The sequence below is a fragment of the Lysinibacillus sp. HST-98 genome (assembly GCF_016757845.1).
GTDB lineage: Bacteria > Bacillota > Bacilli > Bacillales_A > Planococcaceae > Lysinibacillus > Lysinibacillus capsici.
In genome coordinates this window covers 342307-362308 of record NZ_JAENHX010000002.1, presented here as the reverse complement: position 1 = coordinate 362308, position 20002 = coordinate 342307, and the positions used below count along the sequence as shown (strand labels likewise).

Annotated in this window: 28 protein-coding genes; 15 read left to right on the top strand and 13 right to left on the bottom strand. The window is 38.7% G+C overall.

Features of this window, described 5'->3' with window-relative positions; genetic code table 11:
- Window positions 1-17 precede the first annotated feature (17 nt).
- Complete coding sequence (locus JIN86_RS07470; protein ID WP_202341605.1) at window positions 18-770, top strand: prepilin peptidase; 753 nt, start codon at window positions 18-20, stop codon at window positions 768-770.
- Window positions 771-803: 33 nt separating this feature from the next.
- Entirely contained in the window at window positions 804-1526 is a 723-nt protein-coding gene (locus tag JIN86_RS07465) for a gamma-glutamyl-gamma-aminobutyrate hydrolase family protein (RefSeq protein WP_004232116.1), read from the top strand.
- A gap of 107 nt (window positions 1527-1633) precedes the next feature.
- On the opposite strand, the gene lexA is transcribed toward JIN86_RS07465, so the two are convergent.
- Window positions 1634-2251, bottom strand: coding sequence for a transcriptional repressor LexA (gene lexA / locus JIN86_RS07460; RefSeq protein ID WP_004232118.1), 618 nt, complete (start codon window positions 2249-2251; stop codon window positions 1634-1636).
- 166 nt (window positions 2252-2417) lie between these two features.
- Here lexA and yneA point away from each other — a divergent pair, with 166 nt between their 5' ends.
- A complete protein-coding gene (gene yneA / locus JIN86_RS07455) occupies window positions 2418-2732 on the top strand; it encodes a cell division suppressor protein YneA (RefSeq protein ID WP_004232120.1) in 315 nt (104 codons plus the stop codon).
- The gene (locus JIN86_RS07450) at window positions 2729-3394 is read left to right on the top strand and encodes a YneB family resolvase-like protein (RefSeq protein ID WP_004232122.1); all 666 of its coding nucleotides are present in this window, start codon (window positions 2729-2731) and stop codon (window positions 3392-3394) included. The genes yneA and JIN86_RS07450 overlap by 4 nt, the downstream gene beginning before the upstream one ends.
- 29 nt (window positions 3395-3423) lie before the next feature.
- Here JIN86_RS07450 and def read toward each other — a convergent pair whose 3' ends face one another.
- From def to JIN86_RS07430, 4 genes are all read right to left on the bottom strand, one after another.
- On the bottom strand, window positions 3424-3999 hold the full coding sequence (gene def / locus JIN86_RS07445) for a peptide deformylase (protein ID WP_004232124.1): 576 nt from the start codon (window positions 3997-3999) through the stop codon (window positions 3424-3426).
- Window positions 3992-4183, bottom strand: coding sequence for a helix-turn-helix transcriptional regulator (locus tag JIN86_RS07440; protein WP_202341685.1), 192 nt, complete (start codon window positions 4181-4183; stop codon window positions 3992-3994). Before JIN86_RS07440 ends, def begins: the two co-directional genes overlap by 8 nt.
- A gap of 275 nt (window positions 4184-4458) precedes the next feature.
- Window positions 4459-4992 carry a DJ-1/PfpI family protein gene (locus JIN86_RS07435; protein WP_202341604.1) on the bottom strand — a complete coding sequence of 178 codons (534 nt, stop codon included), beginning with the start codon at window positions 4990-4992 and terminating at the stop codon, window positions 4459-4461.
- A gap of 1 nt (window position 4993) precedes the next feature.
- A complete protein-coding gene (locus JIN86_RS07430; protein ID WP_202341603.1) occupies window positions 4994-5527 on the bottom strand; it encodes a GNAT family N-acetyltransferase in 534 nt (177 codons plus the stop codon).
- A 187-nt stretch (window positions 5528-5714) separates the two neighbouring features.
- Between JIN86_RS07430 and JIN86_RS07425 the strand changes: the two genes are divergently transcribed.
- The 3 genes from JIN86_RS07425 (at window position 5715) to JIN86_RS07415 (ending at window position 8827) form a co-directional block, all read left to right on the top strand.
- A complete protein-coding gene (locus JIN86_RS07425; RefSeq protein WP_004232132.1) occupies window positions 5715-5948 on the top strand; it encodes a DUF896 domain-containing protein in 234 nt (77 codons plus the stop codon).
- A 127-nt stretch (window positions 5949-6075) separates the two neighbouring features.
- Window positions 6076-8070, top strand: coding sequence for a transketolase (tkt, locus tag JIN86_RS07420; RefSeq protein WP_004232134.1), 1995 nt, complete (start codon window positions 6076-6078; stop codon window positions 8068-8070).
- 109 nt (window positions 8071-8179) lie between these two features.
- Window positions 8180-8827, top strand: a complete 648-nt coding sequence (locus tag JIN86_RS07415; RefSeq protein WP_004232135.1) for an HAD family hydrolase — start codon at window positions 8180-8182, stop codon at window positions 8825-8827.
- Between the two features lie 45 nt (window positions 8828-8872).
- On the opposite strand, the gene JIN86_RS07410 is transcribed toward JIN86_RS07415, so the two are convergent.
- The 5 genes from JIN86_RS07410 to JIN86_RS07390 all read right to left on the bottom strand — a co-directional run bounded on the left by JIN86_RS07410 (window position 8873) and on the right by JIN86_RS07390 (window position 12323).
- The gene (locus JIN86_RS07410; protein ID WP_009370700.1) at window positions 8873-9505 is read right to left on the bottom strand and encodes a response regulator transcription factor; all 633 of its coding nucleotides are present in this window, start codon (window positions 9503-9505) and stop codon (window positions 8873-8875) included.
- Entirely contained in the window at window positions 9480-10520 is a 1041-nt protein-coding gene (locus JIN86_RS07405; RefSeq protein WP_202341602.1) for a sensor histidine kinase, read from the bottom strand. The genes JIN86_RS07410 and JIN86_RS07405 overlap by 26 nt, the downstream gene beginning before the upstream one ends.
- Window positions 10517-11200 carry a cell wall-active antibiotics response protein LiaF gene (gene liaF / locus JIN86_RS07400; RefSeq protein WP_004232142.1) on the bottom strand — a complete coding sequence of 228 codons (684 nt, stop codon included), beginning with the start codon at window positions 11198-11200 and terminating at the stop codon, window positions 10517-10519. The genes JIN86_RS07405 and liaF overlap by 4 nt, the downstream gene beginning before the upstream one ends.
- A gap of 112 nt (window positions 11201-11312) precedes the next feature.
- Complete coding sequence (locus tag JIN86_RS07395; RefSeq protein ID WP_009370701.1) at window positions 11313-11951, bottom strand: PspA/IM30 family protein; 639 nt, start codon at window positions 11949-11951, stop codon at window positions 11313-11315.
- A 15-nt stretch (window positions 11952-11966) separates the two neighbouring features.
- Window positions 11967-12323, bottom strand: coding sequence for a lmo0954 family membrane protein (locus tag JIN86_RS07390; protein WP_004232145.1), 357 nt, complete (start codon window positions 12321-12323; stop codon window positions 11967-11969).
- A gap of 339 nt (window positions 12324-12662) precedes the next feature.
- On the opposite strand from JIN86_RS07390, the gene sirA reads away from it, so the two are divergent.
- The 3 genes from sirA to JIN86_RS07375 all read left to right on the top strand — a co-directional run bounded on the left by sirA (window position 12663) and on the right by JIN86_RS07375 (window position 14020).
- A complete protein-coding gene (sirA, locus tag JIN86_RS07385; protein WP_004232148.1) occupies window positions 12663-13088 on the top strand; it encodes a sporulation inhibitor of replication protein SirA in 426 nt (141 codons plus the stop codon).
- A 99-nt stretch (window positions 13089-13187) separates the two neighbouring features.
- The gene (locus JIN86_RS07380; RefSeq protein WP_004232154.1) at window positions 13188-13406 is read left to right on the top strand and encodes a YneF family protein; all 219 of its coding nucleotides are present in this window, start codon (window positions 13188-13190) and stop codon (window positions 13404-13406) included.
- 110 nt (window positions 13407-13516) lie between these two features.
- A complete protein-coding gene (locus JIN86_RS07375; protein WP_048391314.1) occupies window positions 13517-14020 on the top strand; it encodes an S-ribosylhomocysteine lyase in 504 nt (167 codons plus the stop codon).
- 48 nt (window positions 14021-14068) lie between these two features.
- On the opposite strand, the gene JIN86_RS07370 is transcribed toward JIN86_RS07375, so the two are convergent.
- Window positions 14069-15040: an alpha/beta hydrolase gene (locus JIN86_RS07370; RefSeq protein ID WP_202341684.1), complete on the bottom strand. Its 972-nt coding sequence runs from the start codon at window positions 15038-15040 to the stop codon at window positions 14069-14071.
- A gap of 207 nt (window positions 15041-15247) precedes the next feature.
- On the opposite strand from JIN86_RS07370, the gene JIN86_RS07365 reads away from it, so the two are divergent.
- The 3 genes from JIN86_RS07365 (at window position 15248) to JIN86_RS07355 (ending at window position 17407) form a co-directional block, all read left to right on the top strand.
- On the top strand, window positions 15248-16432 hold the full coding sequence (locus JIN86_RS07365) for an acetyl-CoA C-acetyltransferase (protein ID WP_009370705.1): 1185 nt from the start codon (window positions 15248-15250) through the stop codon (window positions 16430-16432).
- A 23-nt stretch (window positions 16433-16455) separates the two neighbouring features.
- Complete coding sequence (locus tag JIN86_RS07360; RefSeq protein ID WP_036080173.1) at window positions 16456-16722, top strand: YqkE family protein; 267 nt, start codon at window positions 16456-16458, stop codon at window positions 16720-16722.
- A gap of 178 nt (window positions 16723-16900) precedes the next feature.
- Window positions 16901-17407 carry a GNAT family N-acetyltransferase gene (locus JIN86_RS07355; protein ID WP_004232164.1) on the top strand — a complete coding sequence of 169 codons (507 nt, stop codon included), beginning with the start codon at window positions 16901-16903 and terminating at the stop codon, window positions 17405-17407.
- 16 nt (window positions 17408-17423) lie between these two features.
- Here the strand turns inward: JIN86_RS07355 and JIN86_RS07350 are convergent, their stop codons facing one another.
- Window positions 17424-17903 (bottom strand): VanZ family protein, encoded by a 480-nt coding sequence (locus JIN86_RS07350; RefSeq protein WP_202341601.1) that lies wholly within the window; start codon window positions 17901-17903, stop codon window positions 17424-17426.
- The gene (locus JIN86_RS07345; protein WP_202341600.1) at window positions 17900-18799 is read right to left on the bottom strand and encodes an aldo/keto reductase; all 900 of its coding nucleotides are present in this window, start codon (window positions 18797-18799) and stop codon (window positions 17900-17902) included. Before JIN86_RS07345 ends, JIN86_RS07350 begins: the two co-directional genes overlap by 4 nt.
- Window positions 18800-18875: 76 nt before the next feature.
- Between JIN86_RS07345 and JIN86_RS07340 the strand changes: the two genes are divergently transcribed.
- Both JIN86_RS07340 and JIN86_RS07335 read left to right on the top strand, forming a co-directional pair.
- Window positions 18876-19433 carry an NUDIX domain-containing protein gene (locus JIN86_RS07340; RefSeq protein ID WP_202341599.1) on the top strand — a complete coding sequence of 186 codons (558 nt, stop codon included), beginning with the start codon at window positions 18876-18878 and terminating at the stop codon, window positions 19431-19433.
- Between the two features lie 53 nt (window positions 19434-19486).
- Window positions 19487-19999 carry a hypothetical protein gene (locus tag JIN86_RS07335; RefSeq protein ID WP_004232169.1) on the top strand — a complete coding sequence of 171 codons (513 nt, stop codon included), beginning with the start codon at window positions 19487-19489 and terminating at the stop codon, window positions 19997-19999.
- Window positions 20000-20002: the final 3 nt, after the last annotated feature.

Genomic DNA, 20002 nt, shown 5'->3' with positions numbered 1-20002 from the left:
TTTAGGAGGACATAAAATTGGAAATGGCTTATACGATCTTTATTTTTTTATTTGGACTTGTCTTTGGCTCTTTTTATAATGTAGTTGGCTTACGTGTACCACAGAAGGAGTCGATTGTACATCCTCCTTCACATTGTCCAAAATGTCAGAGACGACTGACGGCGCTTGATTTAGTACCAGTTTTGTCTTATGTATTGTTAGGAGGAAAATGTCGTGGTTGTGGCAATAAAATTTCTTGGGTTTACCCAGTCATAGAATTAATGACAGGTGTATTATTTGCCTTTGCTTATGGGCAGTTAGGCTGGGGCATAGAATTGATAGTAGCCCTCTTTTTTATCTCCTTATTAGTTATTATCGTTGTATCAGATTTAGCCTATATGCTAATTCCAGATAAGGTGTTAGTATTCTTTTTACCTTTGCTAGCTATTGGACGAGTGCTGTCACCATTAACACCGTGGTGGGACTCTCTTGTGGGTGCTGTGGTTGGTTTTGGCATATTATATATCATTGCTGTGCTATCGAACGGTGGCATGGGTGGAGGCGATATTAAATTATTCTTTTTAATTGGTCTCGTTCTGGGTACGATTGATACACTGTTAACGCTATTTTTAGCTGCAGTGATTGGTATGATTGTCGGGATTACCATGTTATCGAAAAACAAACAGGGGAGAAAAACACCCATTCCGTTTGGGCCATCTATTGCATTGGCCGCAGTTATTGTTTATTTCTATGGCGATCGATTAATCAATTGGTATCTAGGCTTTTGGTAATTGTTCAATTTTCAGGAATATGGAGGGAAGCAAGTGAAACCGATTATTGGTATTACAGCCTTTGTTGAGGATGATTTATCCTCTCGATTAAATGTGGCTTACAGCAAAAGCATCATTGAAGCTGGTGGAATTCCATTGATTATTCCAATTGGGGTAGAAGAAGAGGCAGCACAGATTTTAGCCCTTACAGACGGTTTATTATTATCTGGTGGTTATGATGTGCACCCATTTCTATTCGGGGCTGAGCCTTCATTAAAGCTTGGGAAAATTCACCCCGCGCGAGATACGGTCGAGTTAGCATTAATTGAAGCCGCATTCCAACGGAAGATGCCTATTTTCGGGATCTGTCGAGGAATTCAAATGCTAAATGTTGCTTTAGGTGGTACCTTATATCAGGATATTGATAGTGATCATTTTAGCACTAAATTACTTCAACATATGCAACAATCAGGTCGAGCTGTAGCTACCCATTCTGTACAGATTATTGCTGACAATCTATTAGCGACTATCGTTGAACAAGAGAAGATAGCAGTGAATTCATTTCATCATCAAGCGGTGAATGTGTTAGCAGAAAAATTAAAAGTAGCAGCAAAATCCAGCGACGGTATTATCGAAGCGGTAGTTCATGAGGAGATGCCATTTTGCTTGGCTGTTCAGTGGCATCCTGAGGAACTAGCCATAGCAGGAGATGAGAGTGCCCAAAAGCTATTTTCAGCCTTTGTGGAAGCGAGCATAAAATTTAAGAAGGAAGCTTAGAAGAGGCATTGTACAAAGAATCCAATCGGATGTGGATTCTTTTTTTGCGTAAAAAAGAGGATACATGCTCTTAAAAGGAACATAATCCTCAAAACCTGCTTTAATCGTTAATGTACACGTCTGTAAAGACCTACAACTTGTCCTAAAATAGAAACTTGATCCACAATAATAGGTTCCATAGAAGAATTTTCAGGCTGTAAACGGAAATGGTTTTTCTCTTTAAAGAAACGTTTTACAGTTGCTTCATCTTCAGCTGTCATAGCTACAACAATATCCCCATTATTAGCTGTTGCCTTTTGTTTTACAATGACTAAATCTCCATCTAAAATCCCAGCTTCAATCATTGATTCTCCCATAATTTCTAGCATGAACAATTGATCTTCACTTGTGCCGTACGTATCGGGTAATGGGAAGTATTCTTCAATGTTTTCAATTGCTGTAATTGGAGAACCAGCTGTAACCTTCCCGACAAGTGGAACATGGATCACCTGTTGCTTTTGGATGGATTCTTCAGGCTCTAAAATTTCAATTGCACGTGGCTTTGTTGGATCTCGACGAATAAAGCCTTTTTGTTCTAATCGAGCTAAATGTCCATGAACAGTTGAACTGGAAGCAAGTCCAACTGCTTCACCAATTTCGCGTACTGATGGTGGATATCCTTTAGCTCGTACCTCTTCCTTAATGAAAGCTAAAATGTCCTCTTGTCTTTTCGAAACTTTTTTCATGAGTGCTCACCTCTTTTTTTCTAAAATCATCTTCTTATTTGATAGTATAACAGAATGCGAACACGTATGCAAACATAGGTTCGAAAAGTGTTTGACAAAAACGTTTGTTCGCTTTATTATGGGAACATACATTCCGAACAAACATTCTTAAAAAGGGGTAATGATTATGACATGGTTTAAGAAAAACACACATATCTCAATTTTAATAGGAGCTTGTTTATTATTTGCAGCATACCTTTACATTACAGATCCAGGAAAAGTTAGTTACGCAGAAATTGAAATTGAACATGGGGATAGCTTGTGGTCGTTAGCCGAGCAATATCGTGGTAAAATGAGTACTGATGATTGGATAAAGCTTGTAAAAACTGAAAATGAACTAGCAGATATTAAAATTGTAGCGGGAAAATCTCTAGTTATTCCTGTTGTGAGTGATCAAGCCAGTCCCATCAATACTATCGAAATTGCGAGAAATGAACAATGATAAATAATCAACTATCGGCTGTTGTCTATTGTCGCGTAAGCACTGAAAAAGAAACACAAAGCTCCTCATTAGAGCGCCAGCAGGAAGAGTTGCTGCGCTATGCTAAAGAGCAAGGCTATGCGGTGAAGGGCGTGTTTAAAGATCAACATAGTGGCTATGATGTAGAACGTGAAGGCTTACTAGAAATGCTTGATTTTATAAAAGACAAGAACATTAATGCTCTTTTTGTCCAAGATGAAACTCGTTTAGGACGAGGCAATGCAAGGATGGCTGTATTACATTTATTACAAAAGTCAGCAACTGATGTTTTTTCTATGCGTGATGCAGGCCCAGTCCAATTAAATGAAATGGATACGATGCTGCTTGAAATTTTAGCAATCGTAGAGGAATATCAGCGTAGAATCCATAATGCTAAAATTCGACGAGGTATGCGACGTGCTGTAGAAAATGGTTATCGTCCAGAAAATAATTTATCGAACCGAGGTAATCCTCAGGGGCAGGAGCGAAAAGATCTACCTGTAGAGGAAATTGTGAAGCTACGCAAACGTGGATTTACCTTTGAAGAAATTTCTATAACGCTTAGAGGGTTAGGCTTTGAGGTAAGTAAGGCGACTGTACATCGTCGTTTCCAAGAGCACCAAGAAAGATTAGCAGGAAAGTAATATTCCTGCTAATTTTTTTCTGTAAAAAACTACTGAATGGAAGAAAAGCTTTCGATAATAACATGATTAGGCAGTTGGAAAGGGTGCTCTTTATTTATTCGGTCATAAAACATGATGCCATTTAAATGATCGATTTCATGCTGTACAACGATGGCCCCATAGCCCTGTAACTGTACAATGCTTTCATGTCCATCGATGTCGTAAGCTTTGACTTTAATTCTCTCATATCTCGGTACAAAACCAGGGACAGGTCGATTTACAGATAGACAGCCTTCTCCCTCCGGAAGATAAATCATATTAAGGGAATGACTGATTATTTTAGGGTTAATCAGCATCATTTCTTGGTCATCAAAGAGTACAGCAAACATGCGTTTATTTACGCCAATTTGATTAGCAGAGAGTCCACTTCCAGGGCGAAGTTTATATTTTTTTGCTAGCGTTGGATTTTGGCTATTTTTCAGATATTGTAGCATGGCTAGGAGGGTATTACGGTCCACAGTGGTCACGGGTATCGGCACTTCTTGAGTTTGTTTTCTTAAAATTGTCGAGTGTTCTTTCACGAAGTCCTTCATTGTAATCATATAATTTGGGTGAAATTTAGTCATAGATAAATACCTCATCAATACGGCTATTGAGAACCTTAGCAATCTTAAAAGCTAATTCTAGGGTCGGATCATATTTATCATTTTCAACACTATTAATGGTCTGTCTCACAACTCCACATTCTTTTGCAAGAGCAGCTTGTGTTATGCCTAATTTTTTTCTTAAAATTTTGATAATGTTCTTCAGAATTATCCCTCCATTTTGTCTAAAGTATTAGACATATATCGTAAGATAAGAATCGAAAAATGTCCAACTGATTGGACATTTTTCAGTGTGAAAAACAAAACAGTCAATTGAAGGGTAGAATGGATTTCCGTTGCAGGCTACTTGCTTTCCTGTGGCACGCTGGCGGAACGGAAATCACCCACAGCCTTGTTAAAAGGTCTCATTCTACTAATGACATCATTTTTCAACAACATGAAATGCCCGATTAATTGGACATTTGGGTTTTAAATCATCACTTAATACCAATTTTCATCAAAATTTAGCTTTAACGCATGCCCGAAACAAATACCGAAAGGAATAAAACCTCTTCCTCTTGCTGTAATGATATTTCCATCTTGTACCACTAGTTCATCTGAATAGTTATGAAGCTCAAAGCACTCTAACTGCTTCATACCATCAAAAGGTAGTCCTACTGTATATTTCTTGTTTTTTAAGACACCTGCTTTTGCCAAGAGGTAAGGGGAGCTAGAAATACTGGCAATCATTCCTCCTTTTGCAGATAGATAACGAATGAAATCTAGTAAGCTCTCTTCAAGTTGTAATGTAGAAATATCCATACAGCCTGGTAATAGTAGACTATCAATATCGTCAAGCTCTATTTCATTCACGGATAAATCAGCTATACAATTTAAACCAGATTCTCCTCTGATAGGTTTGGTATTCGATCCTAGTGTGATGATGGGTTTACCGCCTTGCATTAATATGGACAAAGCAACACTCAATTCATATTCACTAAATTGTGGGTATAATAACACCGCAGTTTTCTTCATTTCACACACCTCTTAGCTTTAGATCGTTCCATTCTTCCTCTAAAATAGCGTAATAGTATTCATCCCACCAAGTCTCTCCATGAGGTATGCATTTTTTAAAAAATCCTTCTCGGCGCATCCCGATTTTCTCCATGACTCGGTAAGAAGCAATATTCTCTGGCTGGCATGTGGCAATAATTCGATGAAGTTTCATTTTATTAAAACCGTGATCTAATAGGGCCTGAGCAGCTTCAGAAGCATAACCATGATTGTGATAGGCAGGATTCATAACCCATCCAATTTCATACGTATGGTCGCCAAAGTATTTGTGGAAAACAAGATGACCAATGACTCGCTGTTGTTCACATAAAACAATGGCGAAATGTTTTGCTTGCTCGGTGCTATTCTCTGTTATGAAATGTTGAACCTGATCTTCATTCAACACACCTTCTGGCATATAGTGCATGACCGTTTTGTCGGACATATAGCTATAAACAGCCTGCCAATCTTGGGCTTCAAATGTTCGAATAAGTAGTCTAGGTGTTGTGATGTTCATGGTAGCTCCTCCTATTATCTATCAAATTTTTCCTATTATTATTAGTTATACACCTCTAACTTCTGGAAGTCATGTAAATAATGGCTAAGAAGTGTTTTTAAGGGTTGGTATAACTGCATTTTAAGGGAAACCATGCTATACTTTGCATACTGAGGTCATTAAGCTAGGTACTGAAAGGTGTGTAACCATGTTATCAAAGGAAAAAATTAACCGAATTAATGAATTATCTGCTAAAGCGAAAAGCGGACAATTAACAGAGGAAGAAGCAAAGGAGCGCACAGCGCTTCGCAAGGAGTATTTAGATACGTTTAGAGCAACGATGCGAGATACGATTGAAAACGTTAAAGTGGTCGATGCCGAAGGAAATGATGTAACGCCTGAGAAGGTAAAACAAGCACAAAAAAATAAATTTCTAAATTAATGTGACACAATTCAATAAAGTATGTATGAAAACGCAAATAGTATAACAAAAAGCATTGTTTTCTAAAGCAATGTTGACTAAACTGTAAAAGAACAATATATAGGACGAGAAAGGATGTCACAATATAATGACTCAACACGCGGATCTTTTAGCAATTAATGCTATCCGAACTTTGTCAATCGATGCTATTGAAAAAGCAAATTCTGGTCACCCAGGTTTACCAATGGGAGCAGCGCCAATGGCTTATACGCTTTGGACAAAACAATTACGCCATAATCCAGCAAATCCAAAATGGTTTAACCGTGATCGTTTTGTACTGTCAGCAGGCCATGGTTCAATGCTTTTATACAGCTTACTTCACCTTGGAGGCTATGGTTTACCAATGGAAGAAATTCAAAACTTCCGCCAATGGGATTCATTAACACCAGGACATCCTGAATATGGTCATACAGTAGGGGTAGAGGCAACAACTGGTCCTCTTGGACAAGGAATCGCTATGACTGTTGGTATGGCAATGGCTGAGCGCCATTTAGCGGCTACTTACAATAAACCAGGTCATGACATTGTTGACCACTACACATTTGCGTTATGTGGCGATGGGGACTTAATGGAAGGTGTAGCAGCAGAGGCGATTTCATTAGCTGGTCACTTAAAACTTGAAAAATTAATCGTGCTTTACGATTCTAATGATATTTCTTTAGATGGTGACTTAGAAAAGTCATTTTCAGAAAACGTTCAAAAACGCTTTGCATCTTATGGTTGGAATTATTTAAAAGTGGCAGATGGTACAGATGTAGATGCTATTAATGCAGCCATTGAAGAAGCCAAAAAATCTACTGGCAAGCCAACATTAATTGAAGTGAAAACAGTGATTGGTTTTGGTTCTCCAAATAAATCTGGTAAAGCAGATTCTCACGGTGCACCTCTTGGTACAGATGAAGTTGTCTTAACGAAGGCTGCTTATGAGTGGGCACATGAACCGTTCCAAATTCCTGCAGAAGTTTACGATACATTTAATGCGGCTGCTGAAGTGCAAGGCGCACAGCCAGAGGAAGCTTGGAATGCAAAATTTGCTGCATACAAAGAAGAATTCCCAGCGTTAGCAGCTCAATTCGAGAAAGCGATGAATGGTGAATTACCAGAAGACTTTGCTTCTGAGTTACCAGTATATGAAGCAGGTAAATCTGTAGCAACTCGTTCTTCTTCAGGCGATGCAATTAATGCTATTGCGAAGAAAACACCTTCATTCTTTGGTGGTTCAGCTGACCTTGCTGGCTCCAATAAAACAACGATGAAGGGTGCAGGAGATTTCTCAGCAGACAACTATGCTGGACGTAACATCTGGTTCGGTGTTCGTGAATTTGCAATGGGTGCTGCTATGAACGGAATGGCTCTTCACGGTGGTTTAAATGTATTCGGTGGTACATTCTTCGTATTCTCTGATTACGTTCGTCCAGCAATTCGTCTATCTGCATTAATGGGTCTTCCTGTAACATATGTATTCACACATGATTCGATTGCAGTAGGGGAAGATGGCCCAACACATGAACCAATCGAACACCTTGCATCATTACGTGCAATGCCAAACCTCTCTGTTATTCGCCCTGCGGATGCAAATGAATCAGCAGTTGCGTGGGAGCTTGCAGTAGCAGCAGAAAAAACACCAACTGTTCTTGTATTATCTCGTCAAAACTTACCTGTTCTTGACGCTTCTATTGAAACCGTACGTGAGGGCGTAGCAAAGGGTGCTTACACAGTGTCTCCAGCTACAAAAGAAGTGGCAGATGCTATTTTAATTGCAACAGGCTCTGAGGTTTCCCTTGCTGTCGAAGCACAAAAAGCATTAAAAGCAGACGGTGTAGATGTAGCAGTGGTTTCTATGCCATCTATGGATCGCTTCGAAAAACAAGACGCCGCTTACAAAGAATCTGTTCTACCAAAAGCTGTTACAAAACGTCTTGCAATTGAAATGGGGGCATCATTCGGCTGGCATAAATATACTGGCTTTGAAGGCGATGTTCTAGCAATTGATAAGTTCGGTGCATCTGCTCCGGGTGAATTAGTAATGGAAAAATACGGCTTCACTGTTGAAAACGTAGTAGCAAAAGTGAAAGCACTATAATTTATAACAAATACCACAACACTCAGTGAAAAAAACATCAACTGAGTGTTGTGGTACTTTTTTTAGCGGCAAACACAGTATGTAAAAACTCCATAAAAAGGGTGAGCGAATGAAGAACTATAAAGTTGTGTTATTTGACTTAGATGGAACATTATCTGATCCTAAAATAGGAATCACTAAATCAGTGCAGTATGCTTTACAGAAAGCGGGCGTCATGGTGAATGATTTGGATGAACTGGAACCATTCATCGGACCACCATTACAGGTATCTTTTCAAGAAATCTATGGCTTCAATGATACACAAATAACGCAAGCAATTAGAGATTACCGAGAACGATTTACGGAAAGGGGAATGTTTGAAAATAAACTCTATGAAGATATTCCAGCTTTGTTAGCTCATTTAAAGCAACGAGGATATATTCTGACTATTGCCACATCAAAACCAACTGTCTTTGCAGAACAAATCGTAAAGTATTTTCAGCTAGAGTCCTATTTCGATCTTGTCGTAGGCAGCCACTTAGATGGTTCCCGGTCTGACAAAAGTGAGATTATTGAAGAGGTGCTTCAACAGTTTGACTCCTATCCAAAAGAGCGATTTATTATGGTTGGGGATCGAAAATATGATTTAATGGGCGCTCGGGAAAATCAAATCGATGCCATCGGTGTGACATATGGTTTTGGATCACTAGAAGAGTTAAAAAATGAAGAGCCTACATATATTGTGGACCATGTAAATGATCTCCTAAAATACCTCTAAAAACACGAAAAACTGCATGTCAGCATGCAGTTTTTTTATGTAGGGTTATTTAGCAAGTCCATTTTGGAATGCGTAGACGACGGCTTGTGTACGATCTTGAACTTCTAGCTTTGCTAGAATATTACTAACATGTGTTTTTACCGTTTTCAAGGCAATATATAGCTCATCAGCGATTTCCTGATTGGCTTTACCCTGGGCCATCAGCAATAATACTTCCATTTCACGTTCAGTCAATTGTTCGTATAGTGGCGTACTATTGCCGTGGCGCATGCGGTGCATCATTTTGGAAGTGACCTCTGGCTCTAATACCGTTTCGCCACCCATCGTTTTTCGAATAGCATCTGCAATTTGTTTGGCATTAGATGTTTTTAAAATATAGCTTACCGCGCCAGCCTCTAAGGCAGGATATACTTTGTCATCATCTAAAAAGCTAGTCACCATCATGATTTTTGCCTCAGGCCATGCTGCTAATATTTCCACTGTTGCCTCTGCCCCTGTCATAACAGGCATCACATTATCCATTAAAATAATATCTGGCCTTAGCGCTAGGGCACGTTCCACAGCCTCTTTACCGTTCTCAGCCTCACCTACAACCGTAATATCTGGCTGTGCTGAAAGATAGGCTGATACACCAATCCGTACCATTTCATGATCATCCACTATGAGCACTTGAATCATCGACATTGACCTCCTCCTTATGTAAAGGAATTTTAACCTCTACAATTGTTCCTTCACCAGGCACTGATACAATTTTATAGGTGCAGCCAATTTCAACTGCTCGTTCAGCTATATTTTGTAAACCGTATGATGTGGATTTATCTTCCTCCACATTAAAGCCTAAACCATTATCCTGAATTCGTAAAATAGCTAAGTCGTCTCGTGCCACAAGAAGTAATTCCACCTCACTTGCTTTGGCATGACGCAGCGTATTGGAGAGAGCCTCCTGTGCAATACGAAATAAATGATCTTCCTCTGCTTTAGTTAAGGCCATTTCTTCTAATTCATATTCTATATGGAAATAAACTTTTTGCTGAAGTTCAATAATCAATTCCTCTAAGCCTTGTGCCAATGTTTTATTGTGTAAAGCTACAGGTCGTAAGTGTAGCAGTAATGCACGCATTTCTAGCTGTGCCTGCTGAACAATTTTCTCCACCTGTTTTAAGCTAGTAGCATGTTCGTCATTTTCAGTTAACGCGGAGAGTAACATAGAGGCAGCAAATAGTTGTTGTGACACAGAATCATGTAGTTCTCTAGCTAGTCGTTGGCGTTCAGCAATAATACGCTCCTGAATAATTTTATCATTGGCCTCAGCCCGTTCATTGGACAAGCGCTGTAGACTTTTACGTTGCGTATCGATTAATTCACTCGTTTGGACAAGTGCCTTTTTTAACGATTTCGGAAGAGCTTGTTTTTTAGGAAAAACAAAATCAGGCTCGATCAATTGTTTCACTATTCGTGTTGCCTGCGCTTCTCGTGCCCTTGCAGTCATACTGATCCAGCTGGCAAACAGGAAGCTAAGTATAAACAGGCTAACTATGATGATGCCACCTAGAGGGATATTATCGTAATTCTGCTGCCATAAGGGCTGCCATGTTTTTTCATCAGGATTGCCCCATAGTGCAACAAGAAGACCGAAAACAGCACTCATTAAAATAAAAAATAATGTAAATAATCTTGAGATAAAGGCTATCATTTTCGTAGCACCTCCAAATCTCCAAGCCAGGTTGCGACATGAATAATTAGTACACGTTTAGCATCTTCAGGGTTGCCGTCTGAGAAAGTAATACTTTCATTTACTATACGTTGCGGCCCTACGTGTAAGCAGGAGAGCTCACCAAATAACGTCGTATACTGTAAACGGAATGGAATTTCATAAGGAACATAGATTTGAACTTTACCGATACCTTGTCGAATTGTAATAAGACTAGTGCCAGCTGGTAAAATCGTTTGCGTTGTATCAATGGTAATATCTCCAGCGAGGCGCTGAATTTGTACATCTTGCCATTTATAAGCTTCTATAGGCGCTGGCATTGTGCCAATTAAGTCATTTTTAATTGCAGGAAGCTTTTCAAAAAGCTCTGCACCAACTACTTTTGGCTCGTTTTCTCTTTGCAAGTATTGATAGAGCATATATAAGAGCATGATGACGATAAATAAACGTAAGCTCCACATCGTGAACAAAGCAATAGCAATAAAGAAAATTCCTGTCCATTTAAAAAATCGAACTTTTTTGGAAAAACTTAAATAAAGAAGTACAGCCCCAATCAATAAACAGAAGGCGCCACCATTATTAAATATAGTTAGCTCCACAAAGACGAGTAAAAAGAAGCAAAGTACCCAAAATGTGAGCTTATTTGTTGTGAAATTTTGCATGAGGGTCACCCTTCCTTCTACTAATAGTATAAGAGAGGGAATGGGACCCTCTATTCTTAAACGTGAAAGAATGCGCCTTTTAATGTTGGCGCATTGCTTTCATTATACCATGTTATTTATTTTCAATTAGCAGTGGTGAGCTTTCTTCTACTGCTTTTTTTTCTAATTCTGCCAGTCTTGCCTCAAAAGTTGTAAGCTCATGGTCTTTATCGATTTGATAAGCTAATTTATCGATATATGCTTCTAAATCTTCAAAGTTTGTTTTATTATTTTTGGCGATCATTCCATCCATTTGATGATGGGCGCGAGTTACATTTTCTTTCCCCATCAGCTGTAATTGACGTACTTTCATATCTTTAATTTTATGCTTCATTGTTTCAAATTTACGCTCGAGCTCGAAGTATTCACGAGTACTTGCTTCAATGCTCGCTTGTAATGTAAGGTTACGAGCTGAATAAGCTGTTACTTCATCCGTAGCGAAATCAATTAAGTCCTGCTCTCCGCTAGATTTTGCTAATGCTAATTGAGATTCACGTTTCGCTAGTAAATCAGCGTTTTCTTTATATTCTTGCTCTAGCTTTTCTTTTAATTGCCCTTGTCGCTCTAATAATTTGCCTGTTTGTTCTGTTTGTTTTTCTGCTTCACGAATGTATTGATTTAACATCGCAATCGGATTTTTTTGTTCCTTCTTATCAAATAATTGATGTAAGTCTGCCTCTACTGTATATCTAAAACGTTGAAATAAGTTCATTTAAAATCGCTCCTTTTATTTTGTTAAATTTGACCATTCTTTTTCGAAGTTTGTAAACGGATCTTCTTCTTTTGTTCCTTCAATTGTTGGAATTTTTACATCTTCTCCATTCCATTTTTTATAGATAACATAGATAATGGCGATCGCAGCAAGACCAACCATTGCTGGAATGTTAGACACTGCTGATAGGACACCGATTAGACCAACTGTAAACCAGAAAATTTTACCGAAAGATGACTTACTAGCAATGTAGAAGTGCATGCCCAGTGCTACAAATAATCCAGAGAATAATAGCCCTGCCAGTGGTCCAATTAACGCTAGTGCAACACATGCTGCAATGACGCCTCCAGTTAATAAAAGAAATTTTTTCATTTGTTTTAGCTCCTTTCGTTTGTACCTTTATGTTACCTATTTACAAGATTGTCTAAAACGGACTCGAAATTGATTTTGAACTAGGTCTTGAGGCTGAGAGTCATCTAAGCAACCGCAATAAAAGGTTTTTGGCCGTGTTTAACAAGCTTTTTTTCTTGTTTTTGGAAAAATATTAATTATTTTTGGTTGAAAATACCATTTGTCATAAAGTCATTTATAGACCCGAAACTAGAATTTTTTCGACAAAAATAGAAGAGAGATCCCTCCTTCGTTTGACAAATAAACAAGATTGAATGAGCTATACTTATGAAAAAGAAACTAAGCGAAGGAGGATTTCTGGTGAGAACCTATTCTATATATAAGATAAAAGAAGAGCATTTAACGTTTATTTTTGGCAGAGAGCGTAAGTTGTTAGAGATGATGCAAGGTTGTGAAGATGCCAATGAGAAATCCTTAAAAGAGCTTGCATATATATGTGAATCCGTTCGTTTTGAGGAGATTGCAGCCATGTTAGAGCATCAACTTGATTCCAAATATGCACACCTAGAAAGAGCTCGTAATGCTTTGTTTTTAGAACATCCGATAAAAGGTAAAATGGCTATTTATTTAGTAGATCGTAAAATTTGTGTTTATTGTGAAGGTTCGCGAATGCTAGATTTAGATTTATTTCAAATGCTTGCTAAAATGAGTGAACGTTTTATTGCTTTTAATAAACAGGATAATGAGTGTGGGTGGTTAAAGCCGATGAAGTATACAATGCACTAGGAAAATTCACTACAATATATAGTAACACGCTATTATTTGGTGTATAATGGAGCGTGGAGAGTTTTTTCTCGGTATATTGTAGTGGAGGAGGTTGGTTGTATGCCTACATGGGGCTGGATTATTATCGTAATTATCGCATTAGCAGCGGGCGCAGCACTTGGTTTCTATTTCGCTCGTCAAGCTATGATGAAATATTTGAAAGAAAACCCACCTATTAATGAGCAAATGATTCGTATGATGATGGCGCAAATGGGTCGTACGCCGTCTGAAAAGCAAGTACGTCAAATGATGGCGCAAATGAATAAATTCCAGAAGTAATTTGGAATGATCAGAGCAACTAGTTCAAGCTTAACTAGTTGTTTTTTTATTTTTAATAGTATTTGAATAATTCTTAAAAATCATACAACTCTATCGGGAAACTATGTATAATGGAGTTACTATATGGAAGGGAGTTGTGTATTTTGCAAAAAGAAAAAACAAATGTAGAAAGTTTTGATCTAGATCATACAAAAGTGAAGGCACCTTATGTTCGTTTAGCTGGTGTTAAAACTGGCAAAAATGGCGATGAAGTATATAAATACGATATTCGCTTTAAACAGCCAAATAAAGAGCATATGGAAATGCCTGCATTACATTCTTTGGAGCATTTATCTGCTGACATTATCCGTAATTACTCTGATCATATTGTTGATTTCAGTCCAATGGGTTGTCAAACAGGCTTCTATGTGTCCTTGATCAATCATAATGATTATGAGGATTTATTAGCTATTTTAGAGAACACATTTACAGATGTGACAAAGGCAACCGCAGTGCCTGCCTGCAATGAAGTGCAATGTGGCTGGGCTGCTAGCCATAGTTTAGAAGGGGCTCAAGCATTAGCAAAAGAGTTTTTGGCGAAACGTGATGAATGGCATATTATTTTTGAAGATTGAATAAAATAAAAACCTTGCGAGTAAAATGACGCAAGGTTTTTCAATGCCCTAAAAATGGAATGGAATGACATTGGAAGAAGAAGAATCTCGATTGATTTTTTGATAAATAAAATTGTCTAAAAAATCATGAATTAAATCCTCATATTCATCCATATTTTCATTAAAGGACTGTGCATGTGCTCCCGTATCAAAAAGTTTTAATTTTTTTGGACCGGATTTTTTATTGTAGAGATCAAGTGACATGGAAGCTGGAATAAACGTATCGGGAATACTATGGATAAAGAGCACAGGTTTTTCAATATGTGTGACAGCTTCTGCAGGTGTTACACTTTTAAATGAGTAACCATCTCTGAGACGAACAAAAAAGTCAGCAAAACGAATAGGAATAATGGAGCCATATTTAAATTCAGTTTTTGCAATTTGTTTGAGTAACATAGAAAAGTCGGAGAACGCACAATCTGAGATATAAAAATCAGCGCCATCCTCGACTGTTCCTGCATAGAGGAGCATGGTTGCAGCACCCATCGATTCCCCATGAATACCAAGAATAGCATCCTCCCCAATCATGACTTTTACTGTTTTCACTACAGCATCAAGATCGTTTTTCTCATAGTAGCCATAGCTTGTTGTCTTGCCTCCAGATTCCCCATGACGGCGGTGGTCAAATATAACAGAATTATAGCCAAGTCTTTCAAAAAGGCGAGCATATTTCACGGAATTTATTTTATTTTCGGTAACACCGTGGCAAATGATGATCGTGTTATTTGTTTGCAATGGCTGAAACATAATGCCTCGAATTGTATAGCCATTTGGAGAATCAATATTCAGTTCACATTTCAAGTTTTTATTGTACCAAGCCTCATCAAAGCGCTTTGCGGTCGTTTCTCGTTCCCGTATAAATTCAGGGTCTTTTTGTTGGATATACATTAATTTATTGGAAAGCGCGAAGCCGAACAGACCTGTTGCAGCGGCGGCTAGCGTTGTTGTAATACCAGAGAATAAAAGCATCTTCTTTTTCATCATAAAACACCTCCACATGCTGTTTCTTATTTGTAATGTTCCCAACTAAGATTGTTTAAAACACGTCAACATTTTACAATATCTTTGGCAAAACTGCGATTATTTCTATTATCGAAAATCGTCATAATATTTGTTAAAATATACATATCTGCTAGTAGCATATGCATGCAGTGTTGATTCTTGAACGGGGAAAAGGGGAGAATGATTATGACAAACGAGGTAGTAATCGTGAGTGCGGTGCGTACAGCAATCGGCTCATTTCAGGGGACATTAAAAGACGTACCAGCGACAACGTTAGGTAGCATTGTCATTAAAGAAGCATTAGCGCGTGCTGGCGTAGCAGGAGAACAGGTCGATGAGGTCATTATGGGGAATGTTTTATCGGCTGGACTTGGACAAAATCCAGCTCGTCAAGCGGCAATTAAAGCGGGGTTACCTCAAGAGGTATCAGCTTTAACAATTAATAAAGTATGTGGATCAGGTTTAAAGGCTGTTCATTTAGCAACACAGGCGATTATAGCGGGAGATGCAGAGATTGTTGTTGCAGGTGGATTTGAAAATATGAGCCAGGCTCCATACGTATTAAAAAATGCACGAGAAGGCTTCCGAATGGGCGACCAAAAGGTAGTAGATACAATGATTCAGGATGGCCTATGGTGTGCTTTTAACGATTATCATATGGGCATTACAGCTGAAAATTTATGTGATATGTATCAAATCTCTCGAGAAGAGCAGGATGCTTTTGCAGCTCGTTCTCAGCAACGTGCAGAGGCAGCGATTGCAGCGGGCAAGTTTGAAAATGAAATCGTTGCTGTTGAGATTCCACAGCGCAAGGGAGAGCCACTTCTTTTCAATAAAGATGAATTTCCACGAGCAGGTGTGACAGCTGAATCATTAGGTAAGCTACGACCAGCATTTAAAAAGGATGGCTCTGTCACAGCAGCGAACGCGTCTGGAATTAATGATGGTGCGGCAGCGGTAGTGGTGATGTCAAAGGAAAAAGCACAAGAGCTAGGCATTCAACCAATGGCGATCATTACAGCGAATGCTAGTGCTGGTGTAGATCCTGCAATTATGGGTACAGGTCCTGTAAAAGCAGTACAAAAAGCGCTGACAAAGGCTGAGATTACTTTAAACGATATCGATTTAATTGAAGCAAATGAAGCATTTGCAGCACAATCAATTGCTGTAGATCGTGAATTAAGCTTTAATCATGATAAACTAAATGTTAACGGGGGTGCCATTGCTCTTGGTCACCCAATCGGTGCTAGTGGTGCTCGGATTTTGGTAACGCTATTACATGAGATGGAAAAGCGTGATGTGAAAACGGGCTTAGCCACATTATGTATCGGTGGTGGACAAGGCGTAGCAACAGTTGTGAAGCGCCCTTGATGTCAATAAGAAGGTGAATAGAAATGGGAAAGAAACGAAAACAGCAACAACATACTGACAATAGCGTAACAGCTAGCCTACCTAAGCAAGAGGCCGTTACATTAGCAGATCAGCTAGGTGGGGATGTGCTAGCAAAATTAAAAGCAGCGAAGCAAGATTTAACTGCTAAAGAGCAGGCGGCAGAAGAAGAGCGTCAGGCAAAATTAGCTTTTGAACGTAAACAACGAGAAAAAAACAAATCGTTTGAAGAACTTTTGAACGAATACGGCGATAAAGGTACTAAATATTAAGAGAGAACAGTGAATTCACATAGGTGGGTTCACTGTTTTATATTTTACAGCATAAAATCTATATGGTTGTGGTCGATATATAGGGAGTGATTTTTGAAATTAATGCAACGGGAGACGCTGCCAATAACATATACCTAATTGTAGTTTAGTATCAATTAAATTATGTTAGGAGAACAACATGGTAGAATTACAGACAGAAAGAATAAGATTAATTCCTTTAAACGCCAAGTATCTAAAGTTACTAATAGAGCATGAGGAGCAAATGGCGGCGGAGTTGTCATTGAGTAAAGGTGTAGGGGGTTTAGATTGCGAGCTTAAACAAGCGTTGTATTTTAGACTTTCCAAAGTATTAGAAGATGAGCAAAATTATCTGTGGCACACGAATTGGTTACTTGTATTAAAAGAAAAAAATTGTGCTGTTGGTGGCATCATGCTAAAAGGTACGCCAAATGAGCAAGAGGAAGTTGTGATCGGGTATTATACTTTGCCTCCTTATTGGGGGCAGGGCTATATGACAGAATCAATCATAGCTCTTAAAGACTGGTTACTCCATCAGCCAAATGCAAAATACGTTATCGCTGACACGGAAAAAGAAAATATGGCTTCCCATCGAGTTTTGGAAAAAGCAGGGGCTGTCTTGTTTAAAGAAACGAAGTCTCTCTATTTTTGGCGGTTCCACCTTTAAAATAAAAGACAAAAGGCTATAATTGAGCCTTTTGTCTTTTGTTTTTGAGTATTTTTCTTGCTGCAACAACGAGACTAACAAAAACAATGGCTCCAGCTGTATCGACAAGCACATCTTGAGCACTCATAGTACGACCTGGCGTAAAGCTTTGACGAAATTCATCAAGCACCGCGATTGTTGCCGTTCCACCGATAGCAATACTTGCTGCAAAACGTCTTTTTCCCCAGGCGAAGTAAAGGCCAAGTGCGATGCATCCAAATCCCATGAAGTGTGTCAATTTACGAATTAAAAATTCTACAAATGGAAAATAACCTCGCTCTTCCACTGAAACGATGGTTCCCCAATAGGGAATTTTTAAAATAGATAGTTGTTTTTCAAAAGGTTTATTGGCGAGCAAATCTTCTAATTCTGGTAGTATACTCTGTTGCTCATAGGTCAAACTAGAGGAGATTACTAGTACAACTAGACAAATGAGTAAAAGTAGCCATTTTTTCATCGATGTTCATGATAGTACTCATTTTTTGTTAGCTCATTAGCTATCTTGAAATCTGTTATTGAATTAATTTTCTCGTAGGAAGCAAGCGTTTGTGCTAGTTGTTGTTGTGAGCTTGCACCAATGACCGTAGAAGCGATTGTTGGCTCTTTCAGATTAAAAGCGATAGCCAAAGCATGCAAATCATCATAGTGTAAAGCTAAGTCTGTTAACGTTGATGTTAACTCCTCAGCGGTATAGGTGTTAAAACCATTAACATGTTGTAGACGTTGTTGCCAGCTATTTGTTAATAAGCCCTTTGCCACTGTGCCACGTGTGACAACAGATGCACCCTGTTTCGCAATAAAGTTAAACCATTCTTCAGGGCGGCGATCGAGGGCACTATATTGCATCATGACGCTTCTAGCCGAGCTTGCAGGTAAAAATCGCTGCAATACATTAGGACGAATGGAGGATATACCATATTCACGAATGAGCCCTTCTTTTTTAAGTCCTTCAAATGTGTCAATTATCCCGTCCCAATCATCTTCGATTGTGCCACCGTGTAATTGATATACATCAATGTAGTCTGTTCCTAAACGTCGTAAGCTAGCATGGACAGCTTCTTTTATATAGGATGGTGATGCATCCCAATGCCAGCCATCTACCCCTTCTGCCCACCGATTACCTACCTTTGTTGCTAGGATGACATCGTGACGACGTTTACCTAACGTTACGCCGATAATCTCTTCATTTGCACCATAATCATATAAATCAGCTGTATCTATATAGTTAATGCCAGCATCTAATGCCATATCGACAATGGCAGCTGCTTGTGTTTTATCTGTCGAAAGAGACATGCCTCCTAAACTAATCTCTGAAATAAACAATTCACTTGTACCAAGCTGTCTTTTTTTCATATGAACGACCTCCTTCGATTTCTCTACTTGTAATGGTACAATGAACATATCTGAAGAACAAGCGAGGTTATCGTCAATGAAAAAGTTTGAGGAAAAAACAACGAAAACGACACCGATCTATGACGGAAGAATAATAAAACTACAAATTGATGATGTCACTTTACCAAATGGACAGGTTGCAAAACGTGAAATCATTAAACATCCAGGTGCCGTAGCAGTGATTGCTGTTACGGACGAGGGTAAACTAGTGTTATTAGAGCAATATCGCAAAGCGCTGGAGCGTTCTATTATTGAAATTCCAGCTGGAAAGCTTGAGCCAGGTGAGGAGCCAGTGATGACAGCACGTCGAGAATTAGAGGAAGAGACAGGTTATGGCGCGCATCAACTTACTTTTTTACAAACATTTGCAACATCACCAGGCTTTGCGGATGAAGTTATTCATTTGTTTGTGGCGAAGGGATTATATACAATAGATAATAAAGCAGATTTAGATGAGGATGAATTTGTCGAACTATTAGAAGTTTCGTTGGAAGAAGCACAAGTAATGGTGGCTGACCAGCGTATATATGATGCTAAAACAGCATTCGCAGTACTATGGCTAGCTGCAAATTTAGAAAATAATCTTTTAGCATAATAGAGACGGACGAGCATAAGCTGTACAAACCTTGATAGAAAAGGAGCATGTTTATGTCTCGTACGGTGTCTATTTTTTATCACGCTTCCATCATTGCAGTAAGTTTTGTTTGTGGCGTTATTTTCTTTCATATTATTGGTGGACCGAAAGCGGAACCCTTTATATTATTTATAGAGCCTCGTTTAGCAGATGGGGACAGGCAATCCATTTTTCGTTTAGTACTGCCTGTTGCTATTTCCATAGGTCTTATATTATTACTAGCAACACATAGCGTCTTAAAGGTGTTAGTGCGTGTGACTGTAGCCATGCGTGCCACTTTTTTTGGCTTTAGTTCGGTTTTTTTATTACAAAAACTTGAAGCTTTTTGGCTTTATACGATTTGGTGGTTTCCATTTCAGCTCATCTATTGTATATTGTTGCTAGTCCTATGCAATTTACTTGTACCCGCTTGGTCAAAGCGAAAAATCGGGAAACAAGTATCTGGTCGGACAATTTTGTTGAATTTTATCGCATTTTTCATCATAATAGTTGCTGAGTTTATTGTTATTTCTTATGTGTTAAAATGATGG